Source organism: Paenibacillus sp. FW126-R14 (assembly GCF_058789495.1).
In genome coordinates this window covers 40,639-65,581 of sequence record NZ_JBYTBS010000023.1, presented here as the reverse complement: position 1 = coordinate 65,581, position 24,943 = coordinate 40,639, and the positions used below count along the sequence as shown (strand labels likewise).

General features: G+C 49.8%; 26 protein-coding genes. 9 read left to right on the top strand and 17 right to left on the bottom strand.

Annotated features, from left to right (window positions below; genetic code table 11):
• Window positions 1–137: 137 nt before the first annotated feature.
• Genes AC3WRW_RS16335 through AC3WRW_RS16325 form a run of 3 tightly spaced genes read left to right on the top strand, consistent with a single transcriptional unit; the run spans window position 138 to window position 3,673 of the window.
• A complete protein-coding gene (locus AC3WRW_RS16335) occupies window positions 138–1,475 on the top strand; it encodes a spore germination protein (protein WP_492547361.1) in 1,338 nt (445 codons plus the stop codon).
• Window positions 1,476–1,478: 3 nt separating this feature from the next.
• Window positions 1,479–2,588, top strand: coding sequence for a hypothetical protein (locus AC3WRW_RS16330; protein ID WP_492547360.1), 1,110 nt, complete (start codon window positions 1,479–1,481; stop codon window positions 2,586–2,588).
• Complete coding sequence (locus AC3WRW_RS16325) at window positions 2,585–3,673, top strand: Ger(x)C family spore germination protein (RefSeq protein ID WP_492547359.1); 1,089 nt, start codon at window positions 2,585–2,587, stop codon at window positions 3,671–3,673. The genes AC3WRW_RS16330 and AC3WRW_RS16325 overlap by 4 nt, the downstream gene beginning before the upstream one ends.
• Window positions 3,674–3,685: 12 nt before the next feature.
• Here AC3WRW_RS16325 and AC3WRW_RS16320 read toward each other — a convergent pair whose 3' ends face one another.
• From AC3WRW_RS16320 to uptA, 7 genes are all read right to left on the bottom strand, one after another.
• Entirely contained in the window at window positions 3,686–4,774 is a 1,089-nt protein-coding gene (locus AC3WRW_RS16320) for a toxic anion resistance protein (protein WP_492547358.1), read from the bottom strand.
• 14 nt (window positions 4,775–4,788) lie between these two features.
• On the bottom strand, window positions 4,789–5,445 hold the full coding sequence (locus AC3WRW_RS16315; RefSeq protein WP_492547357.1) for a hypothetical protein: 657 nt from the start codon (window positions 5,443–5,445) through the stop codon (window positions 4,789–4,791).
• Between the two features lie 242 nt (window positions 5,446–5,687).
• Window positions 5,688–6,767 carry a Gfo/Idh/MocA family protein gene (locus AC3WRW_RS16310; protein WP_492547356.1) on the bottom strand — a complete coding sequence of 360 codons (1,080 nt, stop codon included), beginning with the start codon at window positions 6,765–6,767 and terminating at the stop codon, window positions 5,688–5,690.
• A gap of 192 nt (window positions 6,768–6,959) precedes the next feature.
• On the bottom strand, window positions 6,960–7,274 hold the full coding sequence (locus tag AC3WRW_RS16305) for a hypothetical protein (protein ID WP_492547355.1): 315 nt from the start codon (window positions 7,272–7,274) through the stop codon (window positions 6,960–6,962).
• A 266-nt stretch (window positions 7,275–7,540) separates the two neighbouring features.
• A complete protein-coding gene (locus AC3WRW_RS16300) occupies window positions 7,541–8,164 on the bottom strand; it encodes an MBL fold metallo-hydrolase (RefSeq protein ID WP_492547354.1) in 624 nt (207 codons plus the stop codon).
• 22 nt (window positions 8,165–8,186) lie between these two features.
• Window positions 8,187–8,753 carry a thioredoxin family protein gene (locus AC3WRW_RS16295; protein ID WP_171687497.1) on the bottom strand — a complete coding sequence of 189 codons (567 nt, stop codon included), beginning with the start codon at window positions 8,751–8,753 and terminating at the stop codon, window positions 8,187–8,189.
• A gap of 75 nt (window positions 8,754–8,828) precedes the next feature.
• Window positions 8,829–9,428, bottom strand: a complete 600-nt coding sequence (uptA, locus tag AC3WRW_RS16290) for an undecaprenyl phosphate transporter UptA (RefSeq protein ID WP_492547353.1) — start codon at window positions 9,426–9,428, stop codon at window positions 8,829–8,831.
• A 262-nt stretch (window positions 9,429–9,690) separates the two neighbouring features.
• Here uptA and AC3WRW_RS16285 point away from each other — a divergent pair, with 262 nt between their 5' ends.
• The 4 genes from AC3WRW_RS16285 to AC3WRW_RS16270 all read left to right on the top strand — a co-directional run bounded on the left by AC3WRW_RS16285 (window position 9,691) and on the right by AC3WRW_RS16270 (window position 12,637).
• Window positions 9,691–10,062 carry a cupredoxin domain-containing protein gene (locus tag AC3WRW_RS16285; RefSeq protein WP_492547392.1) on the top strand — a complete coding sequence of 124 codons (372 nt, stop codon included), beginning with the start codon at window positions 9,691–9,693 and terminating at the stop codon, window positions 10,060–10,062.
• Between the two features lie 74 nt (window positions 10,063–10,136).
• Entirely contained in the window at window positions 10,137–10,844 is a 708-nt protein-coding gene (locus AC3WRW_RS16280) for a response regulator transcription factor (RefSeq protein WP_492547391.1), read from the top strand.
• Window positions 10,841–12,220 (top strand): sensor histidine kinase, encoded by a 1,380-nt coding sequence (locus AC3WRW_RS16275; protein ID WP_492547352.1) that lies wholly within the window; start codon window positions 10,841–10,843, stop codon window positions 12,218–12,220. Before AC3WRW_RS16280 ends, AC3WRW_RS16275 begins: the two co-directional genes overlap by 4 nt.
• Window positions 12,221–12,319: 99 nt before the next feature.
• Window positions 12,320–12,637, top strand: a complete 318-nt coding sequence (locus tag AC3WRW_RS16270) for a dehydrogenase (RefSeq protein ID WP_492547351.1) — start codon at window positions 12,320–12,322, stop codon at window positions 12,635–12,637.
• A gap of 56 nt (window positions 12,638–12,693) precedes the next feature.
• Here the strand turns inward: AC3WRW_RS16270 and AC3WRW_RS16265 are convergent, their stop codons facing one another.
• Complete coding sequence (locus AC3WRW_RS16265; protein WP_492547350.1) at window positions 12,694–13,992, bottom strand: alpha-glucosidase/alpha-galactosidase; 1,299 nt, start codon at window positions 13,990–13,992, stop codon at window positions 12,694–12,696.
• Between the two features lie 144 nt (window positions 13,993–14,136).
• Between AC3WRW_RS16265 and AC3WRW_RS16260 the strand changes: the two genes are divergently transcribed.
• A complete protein-coding gene (locus AC3WRW_RS16260; RefSeq protein ID WP_492547349.1) occupies window positions 14,137–14,991 on the top strand; it encodes an AraC family transcriptional regulator in 855 nt (284 codons plus the stop codon).
• Window positions 14,992–15,118: 127 nt separating this feature from the next.
• Here AC3WRW_RS16260 and AC3WRW_RS16255 read toward each other — a convergent pair whose 3' ends face one another.
• The 3 genes from AC3WRW_RS16255 to AC3WRW_RS16245 form a co-directional block, all read right to left on the bottom strand.
• Window positions 15,119–15,412 carry a Dabb family protein gene (locus AC3WRW_RS16255; RefSeq protein WP_171687489.1) on the bottom strand — a complete coding sequence of 98 codons (294 nt, stop codon included), beginning with the start codon at window positions 15,410–15,412 and terminating at the stop codon, window positions 15,119–15,121.
• Between the two features lie 110 nt (window positions 15,413–15,522).
• The gene (locus AC3WRW_RS16250) at window positions 15,523–16,203 is read right to left on the bottom strand and encodes an NAD(P)H-binding protein (RefSeq protein ID WP_492547348.1); all 681 of its coding nucleotides are present in this window, start codon (window positions 16,201–16,203) and stop codon (window positions 15,523–15,525) included.
• A 58-nt stretch (window positions 16,204–16,261) separates the two neighbouring features.
• A complete protein-coding gene (locus AC3WRW_RS16245) occupies window positions 16,262–17,059 on the bottom strand; it encodes an RDD family protein (protein WP_492547347.1) in 798 nt (265 codons plus the stop codon).
• A 138-nt stretch (window positions 17,060–17,197) separates the two neighbouring features.
• Here AC3WRW_RS16245 and AC3WRW_RS16240 point away from each other — a divergent pair, with 138 nt between their 5' ends.
• Window positions 17,198–18,172 (top strand): stage II sporulation protein M, encoded by a 975-nt coding sequence (locus tag AC3WRW_RS16240; RefSeq protein ID WP_492547346.1) that lies wholly within the window; start codon window positions 17,198–17,200, stop codon window positions 18,170–18,172.
• On the opposite strand, the gene AC3WRW_RS16235 is transcribed toward AC3WRW_RS16240, so the two are convergent.
• From AC3WRW_RS16235 to AC3WRW_RS16210, 6 genes are all read right to left on the bottom strand, one after another.
• The gene (locus tag AC3WRW_RS16235) at window positions 18,167–19,540 is read right to left on the bottom strand and encodes a DUF58 domain-containing protein (RefSeq protein ID WP_492547345.1); all 1,374 of its coding nucleotides are present in this window, start codon (window positions 19,538–19,540) and stop codon (window positions 18,167–18,169) included. The genes AC3WRW_RS16240 and AC3WRW_RS16235 overlap by 6 nt on opposite strands.
• Entirely contained in the window at window positions 19,491–20,411 is a 921-nt protein-coding gene (locus tag AC3WRW_RS16230; protein WP_492547344.1) for an AAA family ATPase, read from the bottom strand. The genes AC3WRW_RS16235 and AC3WRW_RS16230 overlap by 50 nt, the downstream gene beginning before the upstream one ends.
• 5 nt (window positions 20,412–20,416) lie before the next feature.
• Entirely contained in the window at window positions 20,417–21,559 is a 1,143-nt protein-coding gene (locus AC3WRW_RS16225) for a DUF4350 domain-containing protein (protein WP_492547343.1), read from the bottom strand.
• Window positions 21,534–22,187, bottom strand: coding sequence for a DUF4129 domain-containing protein (locus AC3WRW_RS16220; RefSeq protein ID WP_492547342.1), 654 nt, complete (start codon window positions 22,185–22,187; stop codon window positions 21,534–21,536). Before AC3WRW_RS16220 ends, AC3WRW_RS16225 begins: the two co-directional genes overlap by 26 nt.
• Window positions 22,180–23,214, bottom strand: a complete 1,035-nt coding sequence (locus AC3WRW_RS16215) for a hypothetical protein (protein ID WP_492547341.1) — start codon at window positions 23,212–23,214, stop codon at window positions 22,180–22,182. The genes AC3WRW_RS16220 and AC3WRW_RS16215 overlap by 8 nt, the downstream gene beginning before the upstream one ends.
• A 124-nt stretch (window positions 23,215–23,338) precedes the next feature.
• The gene (locus AC3WRW_RS16210; protein WP_492547340.1) at window positions 23,339–24,940 is read right to left on the bottom strand and encodes a sensor domain-containing diguanylate cyclase; all 1,602 of its coding nucleotides are present in this window, start codon (window positions 24,938–24,940) and stop codon (window positions 23,339–23,341) included.
• Window positions 24,941–24,943 lie beyond the last annotated feature (3 nt).

Genomic DNA, 24,943 nt, shown 5'->3' with positions numbered 1-24,943 from the left:
CCTTCCGCACAAATCAACAGCTCGGTCTTTAGATCGGGCTGTTTCTGTTTGTGTTTCTTTTTCCTTAACTTGTATGGTTCATTTACTTCCAGGGTACGATAAACCGAATGGTAAAGTGAGGAATTGGAGGAAATAGCATGATCGAACAAATCCGCGCTGAACTTAATGACCCATCCGATCTTTCTTATGACACATTGGATAACGGTTACCTCCAGATGGAGCTTGTTTACTTTCCTGCACTATGCGATCAGGCATCGATCAAGAATGGGCTGCTCATTCCATATTCCTATTGTTTCGATCCGGAAGAATTCGATCGCATGATCAACGCTAACCCGAACTTCGGCATCGCCGATCAACCCGACATTTGGACACAACTGCTGCTCAATGGCACCCTTTTATTCAAAATCGAGGACAATATTTACCGCTTCAATGTGCAAAGAAAGTTTCAGGACAAGCCTGATTCCGTTCAAATTGAAGCCTCCCTTCAAGGTCCTCAAACAGCACTGACAGAAGATTTAGATCTTAACATAAGCCTTATCCGCTTGCGTTATAATCTCCCTTCTCTTTCTGTCGATCAGCACATCATAGGTGAGAACTCCAGAACACGCGTAAGTGTGCTATATGACAAAAAGCTGGTGAATAAAGAAGTCCTTGATGTATTAAACGAGCGGATTAGCAAGCTGCAAATCGAGATTCTCCGCGCGGCGGGTCAGCTGTTGCAAGCACTATCCGGGAAAAGACACCGGTTTTTCCCGATTATCCTCCAGACAGAAAGACCCGACCGGATCGCCATCATGCTCGAACGCGGAAAAATAGCGCTCCTTCAAGACGGAAGCCGCTTCGGTCTTGTGCTCCCTGTTCGATTGTTTGACTTCCTTCACGCGATGGACGATGACTACGAATCCTTCTGGATGAGCCAATCGCTGGTCATCCTCCGATATATTGCCACGCTGCTGACGATTACCTTGCCTGCCCTTTACATCGCTATTGTCTCTTATAATCCTGAAGTGCTGCGGGTCCAATTAACACTGTCAATAGCCGGCAGCCGAGTAGTCGTCCCTTACCCTTCATTCATCGAAGTCTTTATCATGCTTTTTATGATTGAAGCCTTGAATGAGGCCAGTCTTCGCCTGCCTCGCTATATCGGGTCAACGGCAACAACCGTCGGCGGATTAATTCTCGGCCAAGCCATTCAAGAGGCGGGATTAGTGAGCAGCATCATGATCATCGTAACTTCCGTTGTCGCCATCTCTAATTTTGTTATCCCGAATAACGGGTTTGGTTACTCCGTGCGTTTCATTAAATACCTGTTTGTGATCGTCTCCATTTTCTATGGATTGCTGGGGGTCGTCGTTTCATTTTTTGCATTAATCGTGTATTGGTGCAATCTTCGAAGCTTTGGCCAACCTTATTTGGCGCTCTACATTCCGAAGTTAGAGGCGAAGATGCATCATCATGGAAAGGGGACAAAGTAAGCCATGGCACGATATACCTATTATCATGTGCTTTATGTCGGCATGATCAACATTATGATGTTCGTGCCAACACTGCTCATAAGGGATCGGTTCCAAGGCGCAATTTCCGGCATGCTCATCGCAACGGTAATTGGCTCCGTGATGGCTTACGTGATGATGGCTTCTTTTGAGAAGTTTCCCGGGCTGGGCTTTCCCGAAATATGCGATCGATACATACCCAGATGGCTTACCGCTACCTTAAGCTTAATGGCTGGTTTGTTTGTCTGGCTGCCGGCAGGGACCATCATTATTTTTGCCTATTCGGAGACGGTTCGGATGTTCTTTTATCCGGATATGAATCCTTACTTAAATTTGTTTCTCATGGTTAGCGCCGGCATATGGGCAAGCTCCCGGTCAACCCGATCCGTCCAGTTTATCCTTGAAATCATGATGCTGATCATCTCTCCGCTGCTGCTTTTGTTTCTGTTTAAAGCCATTGTTAATGATAGCTTCAACTGGGACGCCGTCCGTTACGTTGCCGGATACGTGAACAAGCCGCCGTCCTTCGTATCCATAGCTGCAGCTACCTTTTTGTTTTCAGGCCATTTCTCCCTCTTTCTATTGAATCGCTTGCATGTTGAAGGATTTCGCTTTCGTTTTCGCTGGATCGTTCCTTTATTCGGGTGTTTCTTCTTATTGGTTACTTTCTTCGTCCCCATCGGTTTTCATGGTTCGGTAGGTGTGGGAGATTACGTTTATCTTTGGAGCATGACGGCGGATTCCATGATTATGGAGTACGGATTCATTAATCGGGTTTTATTTGTCTTTTTGCTGCTCTTTACCGGATTATCGCTGCTGTTTGTCATGAATACATGGCATACAACCATCATGTTGATCCGATATGCCATTAATCGTTCTGTGGCTTTAGAAGAGGACCCGGTTCCCAATATGAATAAATGGTTAGCGTTAGGTGCCGGGATCTTATCTTTCGTCTTTATGCGATTTGTGAGCCTGGAGGTGAACCAGGTTATTTCTGAGACATGGCTCGTTGTCCGGTTTTTCATGGAATTCCTATTTCTCTTTATGATGCTCTATTTTGTATGGAGGAAAAAGAAGGAGAACGTATGTGCATGAGGATTTTATTACTGCCTGTTGCTTTGCTGTTGATCTGTTTATCTCTGGGAGGATGCGGGTTCAAGGACCTTGATAAGAGATTCTTCGTCGTGGCTATGGGCATGGATTGGACCGGGAAAAAGGAAAATCCTTACCTCGTCACACTTCGGCTAGCCATACCGGCCTCTAAAGTCGGTGAGGGAATGGCAGAGAGCCAGATCGAGCATTTGGAAGCCAAAAGCATCGCGGAAGCGGTTAGAAATATAAAAGCTCATGTCGATAAAGAGCTCGATTTCGGTCATTGCCGGATGTTCTTGTTTGGAGACAGCTTAGTGAAGGAATCCATGGAGGAGCCGCTGAACTGGCTAGCGAGAAGAAGAGACATTCAACTGATTTCTTATATGGCATTAGCGGAACCGAACGCACACAAGCTGTTAAAGGCAAATCCGTCAACGGAGAGGCTGGCGGGCAATTCCTTCTTTTTAACCTTTGGCAAAGAAGGGACGGTTTCCCCTTACACCGTAACCGCAAACTTATTCGATAATTTTCGCCGGTTTAAAGAAAAGGGACTCGATCCCTACCTGCCCATCGTAAGCTTTGACGGCGATTCCTACGTTGTCGAGAAGCTTTCTTTGCTCAATAAAACGAAAGAACAGCTTCGGTTAAGCCCGATGGAAACCATCCTCTACAACATGAGTGCGAACGAGTTCAGCCGTTCAGGCGTCCCCATTGATTACGAAGGGAAGCGGCTGGCCTTCTACGTCTCACGGATATCCAAACATGTTTCCATAACAAACGATGAAGTTCCAACAGTCGTGTATTCCCTCAAAATGAATGGAATGATTGAGCAAAGCCCGATTAAAGTGCTGAATTCCAACCTCCGCGAAGTCCAGAAAATGCTTGAAACAACGGTCAACAAGACAGTGGAACAGCTGCTTTATAAAATCCGGGATGCCAATGTTGACCCCTACGGCTTCGGCCTTCACTACCTAAGTCAATATTTCGGTAAAGAAGACGACTGGGAACATTGGCAATCCGTTTATTCCTCTGTCAAATTTCAAGTTAAAACACAAATCGTTATTGAAAGCACCGGGCTTGTCCGTTAAAGACGGAGCTTTTTATTCTAGAAGCCCGCTTAGTTCCGATGCTTTCTCCGCATTCGTTTTATTGCCGGGCATTAAGCCAAGCCGCTGTGTCATTTGCTGGCTAATGTCGCCAAGACGTTTGGTATGCTCTGTCGCCGATTGGATAATGGTCCGATTGGACTGTTCAAACATATCCAAGGCGCTGAAGAGATCGGCCATGCCCCGTTCAATGGAGTCCATTTGCAAGCCTGGTTTTCCAAGCAATTCGTTCGTTTTCTGAGTCGTTTCCTTCAACAAACGTGAATTTTCCTCAAACATTTTATTCAGCGTCGCATTCGCCGAATTTACAGCATCAATAGTCTGTACCTGATCCTCGATGGCCATAGAAATCATTGCAGATACGGTAAGCAGATTCTGTGTTTTATCGATTGTCGCATTAACGGCATCGATCAATTTATCGTTATTATCGTTGATGATATCCGTCCCGGCAATCGCCTGCTGATAGAGGATGACCATTTCCTGAAAGGACTGTATGCGCGTCACGACCTTGCGAAGCCCTCTTTCAAGATGCGTTTTGCGGCTTTCGTTTTCGGGCTTGGCAATCTCCTGCTCAAAGAGCTGCTTCAAGTTCTCACCCATAGCTATCCGCATTTGAAGATTGTAGACAGAATCTATAGAATTCCTCTTCAGTGTTTTCATATAAGCCATATTCTCTTCAAGTGTTTCTTTACCGTTGCGCAAGGATTGAACGATGGCATTGACGTTTGTCTTCACAGACTGATATTTGTAGATATAATTTTTCAGAGGTGTCTTTTTCATCATTTTTTCAAAAAAACCGAGTTGTTTGCTCTTACTCAAAGAATCGATTTCGTTGCGAAGCTTCAAAATGTTGTTTTGAACCTCCGAACGTTTGCCAGACATCAATTCGTTGACCGGACGCTCGAGCATGGCCAAAGATTGACCGGCCTGCTCCATCGTTTTTGTGCCCATACGTCCTATTGAATCCATTAACGTTTCTAATTCCATCGTATCGGTTGCAGATACTTTTTGGAGCAGTGCTTTTGCTTCCTGTTCTACTTTCAACAAATCTGTTGACTTCAATTGTACCAGTTGGGTTGACATTTTCGGTTCCTCCTTTAGTCTGTTGAACGATAGCGTTGTTGAATGAGTTCCATTCGCGTTTGCAGTTCAATTAAATCTTTCTGTTCAATGGTCTCAACATAAGCGGAGATTTGGGAGTTAATATCCTTGATCCCGGATAGCAGCAGCCGGCGATTTAATCGTTTCGCTTCTCCGCCAAGCTTCAGGAATGGGTTAATAGCGCCATTAAGGTCCTTGAAAATTAAACGTTGGATGTTATGATTCATGTTTGGATCGTTAAGTTCTTTCAGCTGCGGGATTAACCGGCCTACTCTGGAAAGCAAGCTAAGCGTCTTTTCAACGATTTCACCGTCTAATGTGTTCTTCTGCCCCTCGGAAATAACGGTCTCTTCGATCACGTGAATATATTCAGAAATGGGTCCCCAGAATGGATCGCTTTCCACATGCTCCACTTTACTATCCGGTTTGGCACTGCTCACAGGCTCTGTGTTCGGTTCAGATACATTGGTAGCATCCGGAATATTGGGGCCTTTCCTTGCGGCATCATGACGACTAAGTGCGAGAATGCTTCCTAACGAAAAAGTGGTCGGCACCAATAAGTTGAGTGCGCCCGGTAGAAATCGAGCCGTTAAAAGACTCACTACATATCCCACAATGGATATGCCTACAGCGAATTTAAATTTCGATTGCACAGTACTTCCCCTCCGTTTGATCTGCTTGAAAGAATATATCTTTGCTCGTCCATATCTCGTACATCGATCTTTTCTTCTGGGAATATAAAGTTAATTATACCTTACAGAATAACTCTATGATACATTCAAAGTCCAACTCCACCCAAAACCAAGACAAAAAAGAAGAAGACCTCCTCATCAGCAGAAGTCTTCTTCTCACACGATATCCTTGTTGGAATTATCCTGAATTTATAACCAAAATTTTAGCTGCTTGTTATTCTCATCGCATCCCGCTGCGCAATCAAGCACAGTTCCGCTGCTTTGAAAGCATGCTCCTGCGTCATGGCATGCTCCGTACGATGCAAGCAATCGAGAATCAGTTGGCCGAAGTAAGGGAATCCAACCTTACCGTTCACGGCAAAGTGCTGCTCGCCATCTCCATTCACAAGATACACATGGTCGCTCGTTTGCTCTCTGGCGATATCCACGTATTTGCGAAGCTCGATGTAGCCATCCGTTCCGAGGATTGTCATGCGGCCGTCGCCCCATGTGCTTAATCCATCCGGTGTAAACCAGTCTACACGGAAGTAGCCTGTTGCCCCATTGTCGCCGACCAATGTCGCGTCCCCGAAATCTTCGAACGTCGGGTGCTGCGGGTAGTGGTAGTTCGCAACCTTACTGTGCACCACCTTAGCGTCCTTCGCACCGGTAAACTGCAGAAACTGCTCGATCTGATGGCTCCCGATATCGCACAAAATACCGCCGAACTTCTCCTTCTCAAAGAACCAGTCCGGTCTGTTCGACAGGCTGATGCGATGCGGGCCAAGGCCGATCACCTGCAGCACGCGTCCGATCGCGCCTTGCTTAATAAGCTGCTCTGCGTAGATGGAGCTCTCTACATGAAGACGCTCGCTGTAGTAAACGGCATATTTCTGCTTCGTCTCTGCCACCTTCGCGCGTGCCGCTTCCAACTGCTCCAGCGTCGTGAACGGCGCTTTATCCGTGAAATAATCTTTGCCGCTATCCATAACCTTTAGCCCCAGTGGCCCGCGATCGCATGGAATCGCTGCGGATGCGACCAGCTTGACTTCGGGATCCTGGAGAATCTCCTCCAAGGAGCTTGCGACGCGAACGCCCGGGAATGTAGACACAAACTTATCCACCTTGGCCGAATCGGGATCGTAAACCCATTTCAACTCGCCGCCCGCTTCGCGAAGCCCGTTGCACATGCCGTAGATATGGCCATGATCCAAAGCTGCTGCTGCAAATATAAACTCCCCCGGTTTGCAAACGGAGTTAAATGTACCGACTGGTGCGTAATTCATGCCATCATTTTTTTGCATCGCGTTAGTCCCCTGTCATCTTTGAATTGTCGCTGCATCGTCCTTCTTAACAATTCAAGCTTACCAAGATACAAGGGGCAAATGTGACTCTACGTTGTGAAAAAATGATACTACTTTGCGGTTCAACAAAATAAACCCACAGAGGTGTCAACCTCCCGCGGGTCCATTTCGCGCTGTTTCTTTTGACTGTTATTATTTACAAATACAACGGGTAATGATAACAAGCAAAATAAACAGAACCAGAATGCTGCCCAGATTATTGTGGCCGTACGAGCAAACTTTGGCTACCGGAGCTGCAGCAACAGGTTTAGGGAAAACGAACGAAGTTTGTTGGTACGATGCATGCAGGTGAATATCATTGTGCACCGGTTTATGATGATGCATAATCGGGGCTGGCGCTGGCTGTTGTGCGATCGGCATGGTGATTGGCATTGGCATAGGAGCAGGGGCTGGCATTGGAGCCGCCATCGGTGCAATTGGATAATTTGGAGCTTTAACATATTCCATGGTGGAGCACCTCCTTAGAATTATGAAGCATTAAACTCATGTTGTTATTGATCATGTTGGGTGAATAGCTTACAACATCAGTCTATGGGGGAGCACCTACGACGAACACGGTAAACACCCAGTTCACCCAAAAATGGTTACGTATCATGGGCGAACGAGCCTCCGGCATAAGCCCGCTTGTACATGTGGGACAAGCCGTTCTGGGGAACTGCGATAGAACAAAAAAAACGGCGGTCAGGAACAAATTCCCGACACACCGTCTGGTCTTACACATATGGATTGTTGTCTCTTTCGAAACCAATCGTTGTTTTACCGCCGTGTCCCGGATAAACGATGACATCGTCTTCGAGAACGAACAGCTTATCTTGAATGGAGTCGAGCAGCGTATTGTTATCCCCGCCAGGCAGATCCGTCCGGCCTACCGACAGCTTAAACAAGACGTCCCCGCAGAATAAATGTTTGTCTAGCAGGAAGCTAACGCTCCCCGGAGAGTGGCCTGGCGTATGGAAAACTTTGAATTGGACGCCTAGAAATTCTAAGGTTTGCCCTTCATCCAGCGCATATTCCGCCGGCTCCGTTTCAATAAGGACGCCCAGCTCAGGCCAACGCGCAGAGCCGTTCTTCTTCGGATTCGTCAGCCAATCGGCTTCCAGATCGTGAATGTAAACGGGACAGTTTTTGAGCTTGCGAATTTCCTCAACGCCGCCGATATGATCGAAATGAGCATGCGTCAGAAGAATCGCCTCAATATCCAAATCGGCAATCTTCTTGATCAGCGACTTCGGATTCATCCCAGGATCGATGATAATGCCTTTTTTTGTTTCCGGATCGGATAATAAATAGGCGTTCGTGCTTACAGGTCCCAAAACAAATGTATCTATATTAATCATATGCCCTCACCTTGGAATTCGCTTAGAACGACTCGATTAAGTCACGAAGTTCCTTCACGATAACCGCATGGTACCCGTTACCTTCGCCATATTGACGGCCCATTTCGGCTCTGGCTACTTGAATTTTTTCGTTATAATCAGGCGCTTCGCGATCTGGATTTTCTTTCTTGAACTGCGTCATGACCGCCTGCACGTTTTTCGGACGAGGTCCCCAGTGTCCAAGCACAAAGCCGCCGGTATCGGTAAACACAACGATCGGAATCGCGCGGCCGCCGCCTGTCAGGAATTGATCGATAACGTCGTAGTTTTGCTCAATAATCAGCACTTCTACAGGCACACCGCTGTTCTCCAGCGCTTTGAATACGACAGGCACGTTGCGAACGACGTCGCCGCACCATTCTGCAGCAATAATGAGGCAGCGCAGATCGTCGCGGTTGTTGAGAGAATCGAAATATTCCTTATCCTCTTCATTGTCCCATTCGAATCCATTGTAATACGCCAGAAATTGCTCTTGATTTTTCTCCATGCTGTCAATGAATTGCTGAGGCTTTAAGCCTGTGCGCAGTTTGCTTGCAAGATTCGTGCTCATCGCTACCCATCTCCTTTTTCATGATTCTTCTTTAATATTGTAACAAATTGCTTCGAAAGCGCCAAATACAGGAAGCTAATTCTTCGCTTTTCTTTTCAAATAGAGTTGATATCCCACATATAAAAGCGTCAGTATAATTGCTGCAATGATTAATGGTTTAATATAAGGCCCGGCGATTTCGTCAATCGTCTCCCAGTTGTCTTTGAGCTTCATCCCCAAGTAAACATAGAGAAAAGAATAAGGAATTAGAGCTAGCCCCGTGTACAGTGTAAATTTGCCAAGCGGCATTTTGGCCATGCCACCAGGAAGCGATATCGCGTGACGAACAATGGGAATGAATCTGGCTGTGAAAATCATGCCCGTGCCATAGCGGTTGAACCACGCTTCAGCTACATCGATATGATGCTTGCTAATAAGCAAGTATTTGCCGTACTTCTCCAGGAAAGGTCTGCCTCCGTAACGTCCGATCCAATAAAGCACGATTTGTGCCAGGGTCCCGCCGACAACCGCGCAAACAATAGCACCAATAAACTGAATTTCTCCTTTGGATACCAAGTAGCCGGCATAGGCAAGAAGCAGCTCGTTCGGAATTACTTCCAGCATCAATCCGAGGAAAATCCCCCAATACCCAAGCCCTTCCAAGTAAAGCAAAACATTGTGAATCAACTCACCCATTCCTGAACCCTCTCTCCCTCTATTATCCATTCCGAATCTACCCTTCATTCTACCACAGACGGGCTCTGATCAACCAGCTTCGCCGTTCTCCCGCCGCCTGGCAGCAGCAAGTATCATAAACATATTCATGCGCTGACAAGCCTCTGCATAAAATGTACAAGTATGTTTGTACAGGAGGCGGGTCCCTATGTCCCAAGTATGGATTGTAAAACGCAAGCATCTCTATCGGGCAGCCCTCGTACTGCTGCTGCTTCTTTCCGGCATGCTCTATTTGAACCGCGGGAAAATCGTCCCCACGCTGGCCGAACCGGCGTCCGAAAGAACCATCCACATGGTTGTGGGGGAGTTCAAATCGACGTCCAAAGACGGGAAAACGATCGAAGCGTACCGGTGGGATCCAGGCACAGTCCTTATCCGTAAAGGCGAGAGAATCAAACTGAGCATCTACGGCGTCAACGGCGACAGCCATCCTTTTCTGATTGAAGGACTCAACATTAGCGGTGAAGTCAAAAAAGGAAAAGAAACCGTCGTCCATTTCACCGCCGAGCAAGAAGGCACCTACCGCATTATTTGCATGACGCATGCCGATATTGCCCATAACGGTCCGATGATCGGATATCTGGTCGTGGATTAACGGTCAGCGATTCCTCCATCGCATACAAGAAGTGGCAATAAGCTTTCTTTTCGTTTACACTGTTGCCAAGCTTAATGATTATCGAAAAGAAGGTGCGCAAACTGATAACCCAGATTCTTGTTGCCGATGATGATGCTCACATTAGAGAACTGCTCCGTTTCGTATTTTCCAAGGAAGGATACAAGGTGTTTGAAGCAGCGGACGGTGAGCAAGCGTCAGAATTGATGGTGCGCGAGCAGATTCATATAGCGGTTGTCGATGTGATGATGCCCAATCGGGACGGCCTCGCTCTATGCGCAGAAATTCGCGGACATTACGATATACCGGTTCTTCTTTTAACCGCGAAGGGAGAGCTGGAAGATAAGGAGCGAGGCTTTGCGTCCGGGACCGATGATTATATGGTAAAACCGTTCGAACCGAAGGAATTGTTGTTTCGCGTACGCGCCTTATTGCGCCGTTACCAGCTTGTCTCCTCGGAAAAGATTACGTTAAACCAGACCGTTATCAATCTCAAAAGCTATGAAGTGATTTCCCAAGGGCAAACGATGCTTCTTCCGCTCAAAGAATTTCAGCTGCTGGCGCAATTGGCCAGCCATCCCGGGCGCATTTTTACGCGGGAGCAGCTGATTCAGATGCTTTGGGGAACCGACTACCAAGGCGATAGCCGGACCATTGATGTACACATTAAGCGGCTTAGGGAGCGATTTCAGGACATGACCGGCGATTTCATTCTTACAACGGTGCGGGGGCTTGGCTACAAGCTTGAGGTGACCGGAGGGTGAAGACGCTATATTTTCGGATTGTCATGACCTTCGTCGTCATTGCCATGGTCAGCAGCATGCTGGCCCTGCTGCTATCGAACAGTTATTACTCGGCTAAACTGCGGGACGAAAATGAAGAACAAATCTGGCGAGTAACGAACGAAATCCGCTCGTTATATGAACAGGTGCCTGAGCTGGAACCGGGCGTCTTTTTCACGCATATCGCGGGCATGGGCTTTCAGCTTTATGCGGTTAACGATCGAATGGAAGGCACCTTCTACGGGGCTCCTTTCCGGCATATCCAGCTTGATTCCGAACAAATCCGCCAGGTGTTGAACGGCGAAACCTACCGCGGCATTCTTGTCGAGCGCCACTTCCTTATGGTGACCGGCTTTTTTGAAAATAGTTTGCGAAACAGCATCGGAGTCCCTCTTCAGGTGCAGGGAAAGCCATATGCCTTATTCGTGCGGCCTAATTTGGAGCAGCAGATCGGCGGCGTTCGCGTCCTTATGGCCTTCCTGCTAGGGCTTACCTTTCTATTCAGCATCCTTCTCATCGTTATTTTCTCGCAGTACATTGTGAAGCCGGTCAAAAGGCTGCGGGAAGCTACGAAACGGATCGTTGGGGGCGATTTCAACATCGCCATGGACGTTTCCCGGCAGGATGAGATCGGCGGGCTGGCCAGAGATTTCACCTATATGGCGCAATCGCTCAAACAGCTGGATGAGATGCGGCATGAGTTCGTCGGCAATGTTTCGCATGAGATTCAGTCGCCTTTGACGTCCATACAAGGCTTCGCGCAATCCATTCTGGATAAAGGCACGTCTGAGGAAGAAAAGGAAAAGTATCTGCATGTCATTTTAGAAGAGAGCAAGCGGCTCTCCTCCCTTAGCAAGCAGCTCCTGACACTAGCTTCGTTGGACAAAGAAAGCCATGTCGTCAAGCGGAGCGTCTACCGGCTGGACGAGCAGATCCGCCAAATTCTCATCGTCACCGAATGGCAATGGAGCGAGAAGGAAATTGCGATCGAGCTTGATCTGCCGGAGGTCACGATATCCGCGGATGCCGGGCTGCTCCACCAAGTGTGGCAAAATTTCGTTACGAACAGCATCAAGTTCTGCAGGCCGGGAGATACCCTGAGGATCGGCATTCAGCTGGAGGCGAAGGACATTCTGGTAGAAATCAGCGATACCGGCATCGGAATTCCTGCCGATGAGCTGCCGCACATTTTCGACCGCTTCTACAAAGCCGATAAAGCAAGAAACCGCGCCAATGCCGGAAGCGGCCTCGGGCTGGCGATCGCGCAGAAGATTATTGCGCTCCATCATGGCCGCATCGACGTGCAAAGCGATTTGGGCCAAGGCACCTCGTTCAAGGTGCGTCTCCCTCGAGAGTAAACGAACATTCAGCAACTTGGGCTCCTTAGGTTCCTGTCCCTAGTGGCTCCAAGCCCACTCCATGCATACAAATAGCATAGAGGGAGTGTGGTTGCAGTCATGATCAACAACAAGCAAAGTGAAAAACATAAGCAGCAGCTGCCCAATGCCCGCAGCATTCGGAGAGCTTGCAGCAAGGAGCTGTACCGGACTGTGAAACGGTTGAAAATATGGCTAACCCCGGAGCAAATTAAAGAAGCCGAGGAGCTGTATGTGAAAAAGGTGATGCTCAATCTCCCCTTCATCGTGGAGAACGGCTCCAACCGTAGAGCGCTGTCCGACTGGTTTGACGATAACGTCGGACCTGAGATTGCTCCGATTTGGAAAGTCGAACCAGCGGCCCTCAACAGCGCCTTTCGCGATGCATTTGGCGGGTAAGTAAAAAGGCCATGCGTATGCCAAACATACGTCATGACCTTTTTTTATGGAAAGGATTATGAAAACTCAGGCAGCCAGCTGCCATGAGCGGCAATCAAATCGTCGCACATCGCCACGATGTCGTCCATCGACAGCTCTGCCGCCGTATGCGGATCCAGCATCGCCGCGTGATAAATATGCTCGCGTTTGCGTGTAATCGCCGCTTCAATCGTCAGTAGCTGCGTATTGATGTTCGTACGGTTAAGCGCCGCAAGCTGTGGCGGCAGATCGCCGACATAAGTAGGCGTAACCCCGTTGCGGTCAACGAGACAAGGCACTTCCACGCACGCTTCGCGCGGCAAATTCGTAATTAAGCCGGTATTCATCACGTTGCCGCCGATTTTGAACGGAACATCCGTTTCAATCGCTTCGAAAATGTACGACGCATACTCGTGAGAACGCACATGCGTCAAATTCGCATCGTTCACGAGATCCTCGCGCATTTGCTTCCAGCGGCTGATCTGCTCGATGCAGCGGCGCGGGTACTCGTCAAGCGGAATGTTAAAGCGGTCAATCAGCTCCGGATAATTCCGTTTGATAAAGTAGGGATGATATTCCGCATTGTGCTCGGAGGATTCCGTAATATAATGGCCGAATTTCAGCATCATTTCAAAACGGACCATATCCGGGTGCTTTTCTTTCTGCTTCTCAATCGCCCGCTTCTTGATTTCCGGGTACAGATCGACGCCGTCCTTCGTAACTTCAAGCAGCCAAGCCATATGGTTGATGCCTGCGATTTTGGCTTTTACGCCTTCCTTCTCCATGCCAAGGCTTTTAAACAGCTCAGGAATACATGCCTGTACGCTGTGGCAGAGGCCGACGGTACGAACGCCGCCATACGTGTTCATCACATTCGTTAATACAGCCATTGGGTTCGTATAGTTTAGGAACAAAGCATCCGGACATACCTCGCGAATATCCGCCGCAAAATCGAGCATAACAGGAATCGTACGCAGATTTCGGAAAATGCCGCCAATGCCGACCGTATCCGCGATCGTTTGCCGCAAACCGTACTTTTTCGGAATCTCAAAATCCGTAATCGTACATGGATCATAGCCGCCTACTTGGATGGCGTTCACCACATATTTGGCTCCTCGCAGAGCTTCCTTGCGGTCTGTATACGTTTGGATAATCGACGTGCTTCCAGCCGTTTTTTTGATATTATTCAACATGTTTGCCGAGTCCTGCAGGCGTTCGTGGTCAATATCAAAGAGAGCGATTTCAAAGCCTTGCAATGCGGGAGTTTGCAGGCAATCTCCGAGCACGTTTTTAGCAAATACCGTACTTCCGGCGCCTAGGAATGTAATTTTGGACATGTAGGAATACCCTCCAATATGAAGTCGTTTTCATATCTTCACTATAGCGCAGGTGCTCAAGGAAGCATATGGATTGAACGAATTCCAATATGGACATTTGTAGTTTATTGCGGTACCTTAAAAATAAAAACATGCGAGGCAACCATGATTGCAGAACATAACTATTATACCGTCAGCATTAATTCTCATGAGAGCAATAGCGAGCTGTCCGTGCTTTTTAGCGGAGAAGGCAAGCCCCACCCTCTTCACAAGATGGGACCGGCCGTCCATGATTATTATTTGATTCACACCGTGCATGCCGGCAAAGGGACTTTCGAGATGCATAACCGCACTTACACATGCGAAGCCGGCGACAGCTTCATCATCTTCCCCGGTGAGTTGTTTAGCTACACCGCGGATGCCGAGCAGCCTTGGCACTATACGTGGGTCGGTTTTAATGGCCGGAGTGCGGGCATGACACTGACCCAAATTGGCGCTTCCCCGCAAAATGCCGTCATTTCGGGAAGCTCCCCCCGCTCCATCCGTCACTTTTACCGCCGCATCCGCTCCTGCTTTCATCCGTCGATGCAGCCGGCGCTTGAGGATATCGCAGCCGCCGGCTGGCTTCGGCTGCTGCTCCGCGAGCTTGGCCGGACGGGCAATCCTCAGGCGACGGAGAAGCCTGCCACAGAAACGGACATCCAGCGGCAGGTCAATCAGGCGGTCCGTTACCTGGAGCTGCAGTACACGCAAACCGTCTCCATCGAGCATCTCGCCCGCACATTAGGCTACCACCGAACCTATTTATGCAAAATGTTCAAACAAGCCACGGGCCTCGCCCCCATGCAGTACCTATTCAAAATCCGCATGGAACGCGCCAAGCAGCTGTTGGAAACGGACATGACCATTGATCAGGTGGCCTCTTCCGTCGGCTTCAACGATGCGCTCTATTTCTCCAAACAGTTCCACAAATGGAGCGGCAGCGCACCTTCCGTGTATCGGAAGGAACGGGCAAAGTAAGGGCGAGTTTAGCGGGGGAGCGAGCATAAGAGCGGATTGCATGGGATGGGCGTGTGCGGGCATCGCAATGCCCCTTCAACAATCTAAAAAGCTCCCCGCCCCATTAGAGGCAGGAAGCTTTTTCCCGTTAAATCTCAATATCAACGATCAAGCTATCTTCACGACCCACTTCGCGAATATAAGCTGCGACCGCTTGATGCTCCGGATTTGGACCGTATGCTTCCAGCGCAGCTCTGTCCTCGAAGCGGACCGATAAAACTACTTGATATCCTTTATTTTTCTCCGAAAAGTTAAGCCCTGCTTGAATATCGACGATCCCCGTCAGATGAGGACGAAGCGCTTTAAAGCGGTCAACGACTTCTTGAAGCTGCTCTTGCGTTGTTGTTTCTCCGAATTTCACGAGTACAATATGATCGATCATGGTATAAAACCTGCTTTCCCCAAACAATTTTGGCACGTTTATGATTAACGTCTCTAATCATATCAGGAAGACGTATATTCGTCGATAATGGCTGAGGGCCCCAACTGTCCCTACTTCGCAGCCAGCTCGGCAATGCGGGAGGACGACACAATGTGAGCACCCGCCTCGCCCATCTTCGCAGAGGCAATTAATCCGGCGGCAATCGTGCTCGCATGAATAGGACGGTAAGTCCGAAGCCCGCCAATCATCAGCGGCGAAATCGCCCGGGAAACCAGGCTGCCAATCTGTTCGCCCACACGGACCTCATCCCGGTCCCCCAGGATCAGAGAGGGACGCAGCAAGTAGAGCGAACGCAGATTCAGTGAACGCAGCCCCTGCTCGACATCGCCTTTTACGCGATTGTAGAAAATAGACGACGCGGGGTTTGCCCCCATCGCCGTCACGATGGCAAAAACCCCCGCCTTCCCCCTGCTCGCGATTTCCCCCAGTTTCATCGGGTATTCGAAGTCTACTTTGCGAAACTGCTCTTGAGAGCCGGCCTTTTTAATCGTCGTTCCCAATGTGCAGAATACGTGAGCATCCCCCAGCATCACAGGTTCAAGCTCCTCATTCAACCGGTCGTAATCGGTAATCACTTGGACCAGCTTTTCATGCCCCCGAAGATGACCGGCTTGCATGTCCCTGCGCACGAGCGCAATAACTTTATCGTACGAACGGTCTTCGAGCAGCAGCCGGATCAGCTCGCGTCCCACTAACCCTGTTCCTCCGGCTACGACAGCTGACGTTCCCATACTTTCCCTCCTCTGAGCAGCGCTACGTACGGCCAACCGCATTGGTTCGCCATTTCATTTATATCTCCCAATCTTCTCGCAAAGTCGCATAAACCTTGACTAAGAACGCAGGAGCATCTTGGGCAATCCCGGGATTTTGATTCAACTTATTGGCCAAATACTGCGCAATAGGCGCGGCAAGCTCTGCCAATTTCACTGCAGGCATCGTAGGTACGCGCTCCACCCAAGCCTGCAGAAGCTGCCAGTCCTGCGCAGTGATCTCCTGTCTGAAAGCATCCTCGATATTCAATACGATATCAGGATAGTTTTTTCTAAAAATCGCCTTATCCAGTCGTTTCCTGCGTTTGATCCGTTCAAAACGAGCTTCGATCACGACAATGGTTCCGGCAACCATATCCCCGATCCGCTTATCCTTCGAGCTTAAGAAGATGCTGACCGCTCCAATAAAATAGAACATCGGCATCATATCCAGCAAACGAAACAGATTCCTGATCAGAATGGATAAAATCGTAGCCGACTGGCCGTTGTTTTGAATGACGCGCAGCCCGAGTATTCTCTTGCCTGGCGTTTGCCCGCCCATGAAAGCTTCCGTACCAATGAAGTAACCCAGATTCAATATAATCCATAAAACGATGGTAATTGCGAGGACGTAATCCGCAAGAGCAGGCAGCCAATCGCCTGAATACAACCGGGCCACCAGAATAGCGAATACAAACAATAACGCATTGATCCCTGCCAAAATGAGGCTGTCCAAGAGATGCGCCACCGATCTGCTGCCAATCCCGGCCGTTTGGAACTGCAGCTGCACCTGCTCAGGGGTAATGATGGTTACTTCTTTATCCAGAGATTCGTTCATAGCATCTCCCTTAACATTGCAAAATTATGGTAATCCTAGACTTAAATATGATAGAATGAACAGGTTAAAACGCAAAACGGAAGCCTAACGCTTCACTCACCCTTACGTTTTGCCAAGTAGAACGCTTAGGAGGCTTTCATGGACATCTCGCGCTTTATCCGGGAACACAAATCGCAATGGACGGAGCTCGAAGAGCTGCTGCTCCAGCTTGGTAAGAGAAAACGCAGCCTGCAAGCCAGTCACATAAACAGATTTACCGAGTTATACAAAATCGTTTCCGCCCATTTGGCGACGCTGCAAACGTACTCGCCGGCGCATGAAACAACGGTTTATTTGAATCACCTTGTCTCCCAAGCGCACAATGTCATGTATAAAGAAGGAAATAAGAGCAGCACACAACTGAAGGAATTTTTCCTCCATTACTTCCCTTCGCTGATTCAAGCCAGAAGCCTGTTCGTCGGCTTGGCCTTCGTCCTTTTTCTGCTTGGAGGCTTGCTCGGCTTCCTGTCGGTCTGGAAAGATCCGCTCAATCTGTCCCTGATTATGCCGGGAACCATGGCGGACAGCATCGATCCGTCCAAAACGGCAGATCCGCGCGGCGACTTGCATTCCCCGCTTGTTTCAACGGCCATCATGACGAACAACATCCGGGTCGCCGTGCTTGCCTTCATCAGCGGTGTGACGCTTGGCATCGGCACCGTCTACCTCATGATCAGCAACGGCCTGCTCGTCGGCGCCTTAGCGGCTGTCTTCATGCAATCCGGGAAAAGCTATGTATTCTGGGCGTACATTTTGCCCCATGGCATCATTGAGCTTACGGCTATTTTTATCGCGGGCGGAGCCGGTTTGTACATGGGCTATCGCTTCTTCGTACCAGGACCCTATCCGCGCAAGCTGCGCTTCCTGGAGTCGGCCAAGGAATCCGCCCAGCTTCTCATCGGCACGATCCCTTTATTCGTCATCGCGGGAATCATTGAAGGCTACATTACGCCTTCCACGCTATCTCTCGAAATGAAATACATCATCGCGGGCGTTACACTGCTGCTCCTGGCTCTATATTATGTATATGGCAGCCGCAAAAGAGCCAACGGGCAACCGCAATTAACGCTATAAGCGATCGCCCGCTTTCAAATCCAAATACGCATTAACCGCGCTCAGCGTCAGTTGGTCGGCGGGGACATCCATCACGGGAATGCCTCTGCCGGCCATTTCGTTTACGTAAGCGTAGCGATCCGTCGCGAATTTGTGAGCCACGCTCTGCCGGTAAGCCTGCCGGCTATCCTCAGCGCGGATGCGCACCCATTGATGAATAAGCGGGTCCTGCAAGGAGAGGAGCAGCACATGGTGACTTCTGCGGAGCCGCTGCACGTAAGGCAGCATTTCCCCGTTATACAGATAGCTTTCCATATCTGAAAACAATACGATGAGCGAGCGTTTTTTCAGAAAACGCAGCACATGCGTGAAGGCGATCTGCGGGCCGGATTCAACGAAATCGGTGCTCAGATCATACACGGCCTTCGTCAACGTCTGTAAATGAGAGAGCCCTTTTCCCGCCGGCACATACACTTTGACCTCGTTCGAGTAGGCGATGAGCGCGACTTGATCCCCCTGCTTGAGAGCTACGGCAGCCAACGTCAAAGCAGCTTCCAGCGTCCGGTCCAGCTTCACTTGCCCGTCCAGCTCAATCGCCATTTGCCTGCCGCAATCCAGCACGAGCGTGACAATCTTCCCTTTTTCCGGTTGAAAATGGTTCGTCATCAGCTTCGTCGTACGCGCCGACGCGATCCAATTGATATGCCGGATGTCATCCCCCTGCACATAATCGCGAATATAGTGAAATTCGGAGCCGCTGCGCTGCTTTTTAAACACACGGTGGCCTTCTAAAATTAAAGTATCCTGAACGGCGCTAAGCACTCCGCGCACCTGAGACAAATCGGGATAAATCTCGATCGCACCGCGGGAACTGATTCGCACCTGCTTCTGCCAAAGTCCCATGCCGCCGGAATAGCGCAGATACACGTATTCAAAAGCGTACTTGCCTCTTTCAAGAGCCGTTGCCGTGTAACCGAAAGCTGCAGTCGTCCCGCGAAAGGCTCCGCTTAATCGGCTGCTCACCAAACGGAAGGTGTAAGGCACATGATCCATAAGCTCTATGTGAACGGAAGAAGGCTGCGAAATCTCAAGCTCAAGATTGACATCAAAAGTGCTTCTCACATCCGCTTGCTCCGGAAGCGTGCGGCGTAAGCTCCAACTGCCGCGCTTGGGCAGCAAAAGGAGATCCGCAGCGCTCAGCACAAGCAGCAGCGCATTAAAGCTCCAGAAGACCGGCAGGACCGCATCCAGAGGAGCGGCGATCAGCAGACAGGCAGCGCCAACCAGCACGATAACAATAAATCTTCGCGTAGGCAGGATGAAGTCTTGAAAGATCGTTTTATCTAGGAACCGGAATAGAGCCGAGCGTTTCTTGGATGATGTGGTCACTTGTTCCGCCCTCCAGTTCCGCTTGCGGTGTCAGCAGCAGTCTGTGCCGCAGCGAAGGCCGCGCCACAAGCTTAATATCGTCTGGCGTGACATACGTCCGGCCATCCAGCAAAGCCCAGGCTTTGCTCGCCATCAGCACGGCGATACCGGCCCGCGGACTTGCCCCCAGCTGAACTTTTTTGGACTCGCGGGTTTTGCGGACGATCGTTGCGATGTAAGTGTACAAGGAATCCTCCACCACCACATCCGCCAGCTTCCGCTGCAGTTCCGTGATTCGCTCAGGAGTCAACAGAGCCTGAAGCGGCTCGTCTTGATGCTGATGAAACGGCACATGTCCCCGAAGAATGGCGACCTCGGCTTCTTCGCCGGGGTAATCAAGCACCAGCTTGAACAGGAAGCGGTCGAGCTGCGCTTCCGGCAGCGGGTAAGTGCCTTCGTATTCAACGGGATTTTGGGTCGCTACGACAAAGAACGGGTTAGGCAGCTTGTAGGTATTCCCCTGAATCGTCACCTGCCGCTCTTCCATCGCTTCGAGCAAAGCCGCTTGCGTCTTTGGACCGGAACGGTTAATTTCATCAGCCAGCAGCACATGGGTGAAAATCGGCCCCTGGATCGTCTTAAACGAATGATCCTGCATCTGATAAATCACACTGCCCGTAATATCTGCGGGCATCAAATCCGGCGTAAATTGGATGCGCCGGTACTCGCCGCCCAATAATTCCGCCAGCGTGCGCGCCATTTTGGTTTTCCCCAGGCCCGGCACCCCTTCCAGCAGGACATGTCCCCCGGCTAACAGGGCGGTGATGAGCAGCCTGGTGTTCAGCTTTTGACCGAACACGCGCTGTTCCATCGCTTGTATAAGTTCATTCATTACGCTCACTCCTTCTCCAAGTAGGCGATCATCTCGCCCATCTCCCGCGTTCGCTGCACGAACGCTTTGGCGCTCACGCCGCCGCTCGCAGGCGGCGGCGCAAGCAGACGCGCAAGCTGCGCCGCCTGCGCTTCCGACATCCGGCCGCGCGCAGTCTCCGCGGCCTGCGAAGGGCTGGCGCTGGGGCTAAGCCCCCAGCGCTGATGCAGCAGCTGCCGCAGGAACAGCTGCTGCTGGGCGAGCGCCTCGTGCCGGTAGCCGAGGCGCTCGTACCAAGCGGCGACGGCGTGTACGCCTTCGTCGCCGCGGCGGACCGTCCACGCCCGCGGCGTATGGACGGGACCGAAGCGCTTGCCGCGCAGCCAGAGCCACAGCAGCAGCGCTAGACCGAGCTGCACGCTGGCGAACACGAGCCACGCGGGATAGACGGCCAGCAGTCCGGGCTTCGTCCCGAAGCCGTGATGGGTCTCATCGACCCACACGGCGTCCCAGGACTTCGCGAACAGCGGCCAGATCAGTTCGAAATGGGACGCTTCGTCAATCATCCCATTTTGCATCCAATCCGGGGTCAGCACCACGGTGATGCTGCCAGCCCCTTCCTGTACGCGGCTGGCGAGCACGCCGCGGTCATCCTCGAACAGCGCCTGCCCGCCGCTGTCAGGCTTAATTCTGTAGAGGGTGTCTACTCTGCCTGTCAGCGTCCCCTCCGCTGGCGTATAGCCCGGCTGGACCCGAATCGTCGAGAGGCTGTCGTCCTTCGCGCCCCCCTCCACCGGAAGAACTTCCCAAGACGCCCACCTTTCAGGGTCGCGATCAAACAAAATAGCGTCATTGCCGGCTTGTACCCATTTCAGCAATTGCTCCCGGTCCGACTTCGTCACAGCGGACGGCTGAATGGCGACTAACAGCATCGAAGAACTGCCGCTAGGCAAGTATTTCCAATCCAGCCGCCATTCCTTAACGGCTGTCTGCTTCGTGCCGAGCAGCTCTTTCCAGGCTTTCGTCCCGTCTACGTCCGCTGAGAAGGAAAGATAGGGCGGCTGATCCGGAAGCTTCGGCTTCACCAGCCAGTAGCCTAGTCCGAGAAACAGCACGATGCTGAGGGCTAGTCCCGCATAAAGCTTAATCGGCCCTTGCGTCATCGCCATCGCCCCCCTTCCTGCCGATAACCCTGGCAACCTGTTCGTACAGCCAAATAAACTGCTGCTCGGTCACAGCTTCCTTCCCGTACCAGATACGCTCGAAAAGCAGCGAGCTCTCCTCAAACAAAGGAACCAACGAAGAAGCTGCGCTCTTCAGCTCCTCCGCATATTCCCAATTTGTTTTCCATTTCTCCACACGGATCAAACGCGCGTCTTCCATGTAAAACAGAAGTGTCAGAAAGACGGAGCGCACTCCCTCCCGCCAGTCGCCCACTCCTCTGAGATCCGCTGCCTGCTGCCAATAATGGCGGTAAGACCGGCTTACTTGACCTTCCGGCAAATAAGCTTCCGAACGAACCCTCTTTTGCCATATGATTTGTTTCACGAACCAATAGATCGCAAAAGCGGCAATGCCCAGCAGCAAAATCGCGACCCCTACAGTCAGCCAGTCCGTAACCGTGTCAGACACCTCAAAATGAGGCAGCCAGCTCTTGATCTTGCGAAATACGGGCTCCAGCCATGACCAGAGCGATCCGTTTTGTTTCGCTTCATAAGCCGTATATTCATCCTGCTTCAATATCTCCAGCAATTGCTGTTTATCTTCCTGCAAAGAATTAACAGAAGCATTAATCATTCTTTTTATCCAGATCAATAGGAATTTGTATGTGTTCGTTCCCCATCTCAGGAATCGTGCTATCGATTAAAGATTGAAGGCCCAGTCCTTCATTCCGCACCTTCAAATCGAAGAAGCTCACCGCATACGGCAGGAACCAAAGCGACATAACCAGGATGGAAATCAAGCTTTGCAGCAGCTGCGCTCCAAGCCCTAAACCGAAAACAGCGGCAATAACCAGCTGAACAACGATCAGAAAGAGATACAAAATCAGCGTAAGCACAACATACATTCCGAATAGACGCCAGAAACTTTTGCGCGTTAATCTCCAGCTGTTGCCGATGCCGACGGAATCCTCCCCCAGAGCAACTACAGGCAGACAGTAACCCCAACGAATAACAAAATAAGCAAACGTGAATAGCGATCCTAAACCAAGCAGGGTAAAAAATACAATGGTAAACACTAACGCACCGCCGCCAAAGCCTCCTGCAGCATTCGATAAGCTTCCGCCTACAGCAAAAATAATAGCGAAAATACCTATTACAATAGCTATTCCCAAATAAATTCCAATTGTAATGAGCCCGAATAAGAACGTACTGCCTGCGAGAGGCCAGAATCTTGCGAACGATTTCCTTAATAATTGCCCTACGCCGGGAGTTTCTTCCCCATACAGACTGGCTTTCACAAGATGAACGACAGATGCGACCGAGGCCGGCATGAGTCCTAACATCATAATCGGGATCAATACCAGCACCAAAACGAGCGTTCTCCATAAGTATCCTTCACCACGGGATGCCGGGTCATTTTGCAGGAAAGTAGAATTTGGCCCAAACATATTCTCCAGCGAGCCGCCATTTCGAATTTGCTCCAAAATCGACCCCGATGTCATTGCAGTTTCTTGATAAGTCAATAAGTGCTGAAGGAGATAAAAAGGGCCGTATAAAATCAGCATGATCAATGTTAATACTAAGAAGTGTTTCCGATACAATTGGAAGCTGCGGTCTAAAATTCTCCCAATTCCCATCGGACTTAAAGATACGTTTTGCATGGTTAGCCCCCCAAATGTTGGTAATTCTTTAACTCCCTGACTATTATACACTAATCCTTCGGGATTCTGACCACTAAATTGCATAAAAATATGCAAAATGAAAAAAAGCCAGACCCATGATTTCTCATCGATCCAGCTCGACCCGGTTGCGTCCGGCTGTTTTCGCACGATACAGCGCATGATCCGCTCGGGAGATCATATCTTCAAGCACGATAGTGCCGTACTCCAGCTTCGGTGAGAATGCAGCGACCCCGATACTGACTGTTACCGGCACCGTGACCTTGTCATCCCTGCATGGTTCCATCTCGATCCGCGCCCGGATTTCCTCAGCCATAAGTGCGCTGTCCCGGGCATTTTTCCGCAGGCATAATAAAATGAATTCTTCCCCTCCGTAACGCGCCACAATCGTCTGGTTGTCCGCCAACCGTTTCAACAGAGAGGCTGTATGCAGCAGAACGCGGTCTCCCACTAAATGCCCATGCGTATCATTCACTTTTTTAAAATGGTCGATATCCATCATCAGGACTGAACACGTATGTCCCGCTGCGATGCACGCCTTCAGCTGTTCATACCCTTCGGACATCATGTACCGGCGATTAGGGATATCCGTCAATTGATCAACCAAAGCGGAAACCTCCAGAAGAGAAATCGTCTGCTTCAGCTTTTCAGACATCAAATTAAACGTGTTGACCAGCAATTTCAGCTCGACCGGAGCGCTTCTGATTTCACCCGGATCTATTTGGTAATGGTAATTTCCTTGGCGGATGTGCTGGGTCGCACGAAGCAAATAGCGGATCGGTCTCTCAATTCGCGAAGCGATCGTTACCGCTGCAAGGATGCTGACAAGGAAGGCGATTAGGGAAATGAAAATGATCGTGATGACTAATTGATTTAATTTCTGGAAAACTTCCTTTTGCGTGATTTCGCCGACGACAATCCAGTTTTTCTCTGTCGACCATTGATATTGCCCGAATACTTGTTCACCATGAAAGCCTGTATACACCTCGCTCGATATGCTGCCGGTCTTGGCTCTTTGGATAATTTCAGATGACATTGTGGTGTGAAGGGCCTCGCCGCTTATCCCCGGATCCCCTGAAGCGGTGACGATTTGCCCTTTGGCATCCAAGACATAAACCTCTCCCGTTTCACCGAAGCGGAGCTGCTTCATTAGCTGATCCAGCATATTGAGCGTGACTACGCCCATCACAACGCCTTTAAAGTCGTTGTGATCGCCAAGTACCGGAGCTGAAAACGTAATAATCGGCTTTCCGGTTTCTTTCGATAGGTCAACACCGGAAATAAAACTTTTCTTATCGAGCGCATTTTTAAAAAACGGCCGGTCTCCTACATATATAAAGGAGTTATTGCCCGCATGAATCGTCCCGTCCTTCTCCACGAAATTAAGGGAATCAAATTCCGAATTGACACCGGCATAATTCTGAAACTCCCGGTTTAAATCGCCGATCCTGTGAAATTTGGCATTATCCGAAAGAGCGAACCGTTTGATCGCATCCAGCTTTTCCTGATTCCATCTTTCTATGTATAAGCTTTGCAACGCAATGATTTGTTTAAGCTGACTTTCCGCTTCATGGATCAGGTTTTTCTTCTCTATCCAGTAAAAAGGAGTAATAATTGATAAGGCCAGAGCCAAAATTGCGACGCCAATCCACACTTGAAACTTCATTTTCATCGATTGGCTGGAGAAATAAGCAAATTTGCGTCCCATCCT